Annotated in this window: 6 protein-coding genes; 4 read left to right on the forward strand and 2 right to left on the reverse strand. The window is 67.4% G+C overall.

Translation table 11 applies throughout. From position 1 onward, the window contains the following. Positions 1-81 precede the first annotated feature (81 nt). On the reverse strand, positions 82-1,620 hold the full coding sequence (gene ubiB, locus J0F76_RS19675) for a 2-polyprenylphenol 6-hydroxylase (protein ID WP_207472081.1): 1,539 nt from the start codon (positions 1,618-1,620) through the stop codon (positions 82-84). Next, entirely contained in the window at positions 1,620-2,366 is a 747-nt protein-coding gene (gene ubiE, locus J0F76_RS19680) for a bifunctional demethylmenaquinone methyltransferase/2-methoxy-6-polyprenyl-1,4-benzoquinol methylase UbiE (RefSeq protein WP_207472082.1), read from the reverse strand. The genes ubiB and ubiE overlap by 1 nt, the downstream gene beginning before the upstream one ends. 76 nt (positions 2,367-2,442) lie before the next feature. Between ubiE and mutM the strand changes: the two genes are divergently transcribed. The 4 genes from mutM to J0F76_RS19700 all read left to right on the forward strand — a co-directional run. Next, positions 2,443-3,288 (forward strand): bifunctional DNA-formamidopyrimidine glycosylase/DNA-(apurinic or apyrimidinic site) lyase, encoded by an 846-nt coding sequence (gene mutM, locus J0F76_RS19685; protein WP_207472083.1) that lies wholly within the window; start codon positions 2,443-2,445, stop codon positions 3,286-3,288. 72 nt (positions 3,289-3,360) lie between these two features. Next, positions 3,361-4,137 (forward strand): enoyl-CoA hydratase, encoded by a 777-nt coding sequence (locus J0F76_RS19690; protein WP_207472084.1) that lies wholly within the window; start codon positions 3,361-3,363, stop codon positions 4,135-4,137. 154 nt (positions 4,138-4,291) lie between these two features. Then, positions 4,292-4,561, forward strand: coding sequence for a 30S ribosomal protein S20 (gene rpsT, locus J0F76_RS19695; protein WP_207472085.1), 270 nt, complete (start codon positions 4,292-4,294; stop codon positions 4,559-4,561). 551 nt (positions 4,562-5,112) lie between these two features. Further along, a partial coding sequence (locus J0F76_RS19700) for a DnaA N-terminal domain-containing protein (RefSeq protein WP_278250459.1) occupies positions 5,113-5,409 on the forward strand: 297 nt, incomplete at its 3' end.

Genomic DNA, 5,409 nt, shown 5'->3' on the forward strand with positions numbered 1-5,409 from the left:
ACCCCCCATACCTGCCTCAGCAGAAGGGAAGCACATCATAGGCTAGCTGGGAATCCTGAATCTCGATGCCCGCGACATGCTCTAGACGAAGGCCATCCCGAAGGCCGCCCCGGCCCCCAGCGCCAGCACCACGGCAAGCCAGACGGGCGCGCCGCGCCGGACCAGGACCGGCTGGACGGCGCGGGCGTCCTCGGGGTGGGCGCGTTCCCACAAGGCCTGCTCGACGATGCGGGGCAGCAGCGGGCCATAGCGGCCGACGGTCTGGGCCACGCGCGCGACGTCGCCCGCCAGCGCCTTGGGCCCGATGTTCGAGCGGATGTAGTCCGAGACCACGGGCTTGGCCGCGTCCCAGATGTTCAGCTGCGGATCGACCGACCGGGCCACGCCCTCGACCACGACCATGGTGCGTTGCAGCAGGATCAACTGGGTCTGGGTCTGCATCCCGAAGCGTTCCGTCACCTCGAACAGGTAGGCCAGCAGGTTCGCCATGGAAATCCGGCTGGCATTGGCGCCGAAGATCGGCTCGCCCACGGCGCGCAGCGCGCGGGCAAAGGCGGCCTCGTCGCGGTCGCGGGGAACATAGCCCGCTTCGAAGTGGACGCGGGCGACGCGGCGATAGTCGCGCTGGATGAAGCCATACAGGATCTCGGCATAGATGCGGCGGGTGTATTCGTCGATCTCGCCCATGATGCCGAAGTCATAGGCCAGAACGTCGCCATTGGCCGCGACCTTCAGGTTGCCGTGATGCATGTCCGCATGGAAGAAGCCGTCGCGCAGCGCGTGCTGCAGGAACAGCTGGATCACCCGCGTGGCGATGCGGCCGGTGTCATGGCCCGCCGCCACCAGGGCGGCGCGGTCCCCCATCGGCAGCCCCTCGGCCCAGTCCGAGGTCAGCACGCGGCGCGAGGACAGTTCCCAATGCGGATGGGGAATGGCAAAGCCCGAATCGCCCTTGGTGTTTTCCGCGAACTCGGACGCGTTGGCCGCTTCCAGCCGCATGTCCTGTTCGGCGGTCACGGTGCTTTCGAAATGGCGCACCACGTCGCGGGGCCGCAGGCGGCGACTGCCGGGCGCGAGGGCCTCGATGATGCCGGCGGCGAAGTGGAAGGCGTCGATGTCGCGCCGGAAGGCAGGGCCGATGCCGGGGCGCAGAACCTTGACCGCCACCTCGCGCCCGGTTTCGCGCACCCGCGCCCGGTGGACCTGCGCGATCGAGGCTGCGGCCACGGGTTCGGAGAACTCCGAGAACAGCAGATCGACGGGCTGGCGCAGGTCGGCCTGGATGACGTCCTTGGCGATGTCGGTGGGAAAGGGCGGCAGGCGGTCCTGCAACATGCGCAACTGGTCGGCCATCTCGACGCCCACCACGTCGGCGCGGGTCGACAGGATCTGGCCGAACTTGATGTAGGCCGGGCCCAGCGCGGTGATCGCCCGCGTGATCGGCGGCAGGGCGGGATCGCCCTTGTAGCCCAGCCAGCGGAACGGCCATCCCAGCACGCGGGCGGCGATCCGCAGCCGGGGCGGCGCCTCGACCGCGTCAAGGACCGCGCGCATGGCGCCCGTGCGTTCGAAGGTGGCGCCCGTACGGATCAGGCGCAGCAGGTTGTGGGGACCGCGCATCACAGCTTCCAGCCGGAATGCAGCGCGGCGATGCCCATCGACAGGTTGCGGTATTGCACGCGGCCGAAGCCCGCCCCGCGGATCATGTCGGCAAAGGCGTCCTGGTCGGGGAACTTGCGAATCGATTCCACCAGATACTGGTAGCTGTCGCGATCCCCCGTCACCGCCTGCCCCATGGCCGGGATGACGTTGAAGGAATAGCGGTCATACGCCCATTGCATCGCAGGCACGGGGATCTGGCTGAACTCCAGCACCATCAGCCGCCCGCCGGGCTTCAGCACGCGATAGGCCTCGGCCAGGGCATCGGGGATGCGGGTGACGTTGCGGATGCCGAAGGAGATCGTGTAGCGGTCGAAGCTGTTGTCCCCGAACGGCAGCGCCATGGCGTCGCCCGTGACCCAGGCCAGACGGTCGCCCTTTTCCACCGCATCGGCGCGCTTCCTTCCCTCGACCAGCATCGACTCGGTCATGTCGCAGACGGTCACGCGGGCGCCCGGCGCGCGGTCCAGGAACCGGAAGGCGACGTCGCCCGTGCCGCCCGCCACGTCCAGCAGATGCTGGCCGTCGCGCGGGGCAAGCCAGTCCATCATGGCGTTCTTCCAGACGCGGTGGATGCCCGCGCTCATCAGGTCGTTCATCAGGTCGTACCGGGACGCGACGGATGAAAAGACCCCGTGGACCATTCCGGCCTTGGCATCCTCGTCCACGGTCCGGAAACCGAAATGGGTCTGCTTCTTGTCGCTCATGCCGCTTGCCGTTCACCTGTTTCATCGCCAGATAAGCCCGACGCGCCGCGCGCACAATGCAGCGAGAGGACCGTAATTGCCAGAACTCCCCGAAGTCGAAACCGTGCGCCGCGGCCTGTTGCCGCACCTGGAGGGTCAACGCATCGCGCGCGCCGAGGTTCGACGCCCCGACCTGCGCTGGCCCCTGCCCATGGATCTGGTGCAGGTCCTGACGGGCGCCACCGTGACGGCGCTGCGGCGGCGGTCGAAATACCTGCTGGCCGACCTGGACCGGGGCGGCACGGTGCTGATGCACCTGGGAATGTCGGGCCGGATGCTGGTCGAGGACGCGTCCCTGGGCGATTTCCACCGCGACCCGGCGATCCTGGCGCGCCACGACCATGTGGTGCTTGTGACCGAGGCGGGCACCACCATCACCTTCAACGACGCCCGCCGCTTTGGCATGGTGGACCTGATCCGCGAGGGGGTGTCCCATCCCCTGCTGGATCACCTGGGGCCGGAACCCTTCGACAACGGCTTCACCCCCGCCTATCTGGCCGCGGCCTTCGCGGGGCGCAGGGTGCCGGTCAAGCAGGCGCTTCTGGACCAGCGGATCGTCGCGGGGCTTGGCAACATCTATGTCTCCGAGGCGCTGCACCGCGCGGGCATCGACCCGCGCCGGGCGGCGGGGCGCATCGGCGCGGCGCGGATCGCGGCGCTGGTGGGCCATATCCGCGACGTGCTGACGGACGCCATTGCGGCGGGCGGATCGTCCCTGCGCGACCACCGGCAGGCCACCGGAGAACTGGGCTATTTCCAGCACAGCTTCCGCGTCTATGACCGCGAGGGCGCCCCCTGCCCCACGCCCGGCTGCACCGGCACCATCCGGCGCATCGTGCAGGGCGGGCGGTCCAGCTTTTACTGTCCGCAGTGCCAGCGCTAGGCCGATTGGCTTTCCGATCCGGCTTTTGCTAGGGTCCGCCCCAAACGCAGCTTTGCAACGGGGACGCAGTCCATGGCCTATGAAACCATCATCGTCGAGATCGAGGACAGCGTTGCCCTGATCCGGCTGAACCGCCCCGAGGCGCTGAACGCGCTGAACACCGCCCTGATCACCGAACTTGGCCAGGCCCTGGCCGATGCCGACCGCAACGACAAGATCCGCTGCGTGGTGCTGACCGGCAGCGAAAAGGCCTTTGCCGCCGGGGCCGACATCAAGGAGATGTCCAACAAGTCCTTCGTCGATGCCTATGACGAGGATCTGTTCGGCGCCCGGATCGACGCGCTGACCCGCTTCCGCAAGCCCCTTATCGCCGCCGTGTCCGGCTATGCCCTGGGCGGCGGCTGCGAGCTGGCGATGATCTGCGACTTCATCATCGCCGCCGACACCGCCAAGTTCGGCCAGCCGGAAATCAACCTGGGCGTCATCGCGGGCATCGGCGGCACGCAGCGCCTGACCCGCTTCGTGGGCAAGTCCAAGGCCATGGACATGCACCTGACCGGCCGCTTCATGGACGCGGCCGAGGCGGAGCGGTCGGGCCTTGTCAGCCGCGTCGTGCCGGCGGCCAAGCTGATCCCCGAGGCCATGGCCGCCGCCCGCAAGATCGCGGAAAAGTCCCAGCTTTCGGTCAAGGCCGCCAAGGAGGCCGTCAACCGCGCCTTCGAGACCACCATGACTGAGGGCATCCTGTTCGAACGGCGGACCTTCCAGGCCCTCTTCTCGACCGAGGACCAGAAGGAAGGCATGGCCGCCTTCCTGGAAAAGCGCGAACCGCAGTTCCGCGACCGCTGATTTCGGGCTTTCCTTTCGGGTCCGCATGGACTATAGGCCACGGCTTACATGCGCGTGGGCCCGCTTAGGCAAGAATCATGACCGCTTTCCCGGAAGGCGGTGTCTTGGGTCTTTTGCGCGATCGAAACGCTGAAGACCGATAGGAACAAGACCCATGGCCAACACGCCCCAGTCCAAGAAACGCGCCCGCCAGATCGAGCGCCGCACCGACGTCAACAAGGCCCGCCGCTCGCGCATCCGCACCTTCATCCGCAAGGTCGAGGAAGCCATCGCCTCGGGCAACGCCGATGCGGCGAAGGCAGCCCTGCAGGCGGCCCAGCCCGAACTGATGCGCGGCGTGACCAAGGGCGTGGTCCACAAGAATACTGCATCGCGGAAAATCTCGCGTCTGGCGGCCCGCGTGAAGGCGTTGTCGGCGGCCTGACCCCTGCGCCCCTTCCGGGGCGAACCTGCTTGAAATCGTGGTTCCGGCGGCCCCGGAATCGGCTCGGGTGCGGACGGCTGTCCGCGCCCGATTTGCGTTTCTGCACCTGCGCAATGTTGCAAAAATGCCTACATATCAAGGCCTTCAGGAATCTTTCCTTTTGAGTCAACGGGCTCGCAGATTCGATTTGGCAAAGCTTCTGTCAAGCGCATAGTTCGGTTGCAGCGCCCTTCGCGCCATGGCTAACCTGATGGGGCGATTCACGTCGTTGTATTGGGGACGGGCCGGCCAGGCGGATATCAACGCCGGCGACGGGTCAGGCAATGGGGCTTCAGGCGCCCCGGTTGTCCTCGGGTTTCTTGCAGGCGGCTGCCACCGGCTGCGCTGGAATCCGTGTCTTGGAATGGATCTTGGGTGCAAGCCCCGTCATGCGTCCCCTCGGGGGCCGCAAGGTGGGGTATTGTCGCGGATCTGCCGTCCGATACGCGCCGGGAATCCTGTTTCGCCGGGTGTCCGGCGAAGGCTGGGGACAGGAAAGATAGGGCAAGACCATGGACGATCTTTGGGGACAGGCATGCGCCGCGCTGGAAACAAGCGTGGGGCCGAACAACTTCAACCACTGGATCAAGCCCCTGCGACTGACCGGACTTGATTCCGGCATCGCGCATTTCGCCAGCCCGACCCGCTTCATCTCGGACTGGGTGAACCGGCATTTCGCCAAGGACATCATGGGCGTCCTCAGCCGCCACGGCCAGCCGGTCGAGCGCCTGCGCTTTGACGTGGTGCCGCAGACGGCGCCCGGCCGCCCGCGTCCTGCCGCCGCGGCGCCTGCCCGGCCTGTGCGCCCC

This window comes from Paracoccus fontiphilus, assembly GCF_017356265.1.
Taxonomy (GTDB): Bacteria; Pseudomonadota; Alphaproteobacteria; order Rhodobacterales; family Rhodobacteraceae; genus Paracoccus; species Paracoccus fontiphilus.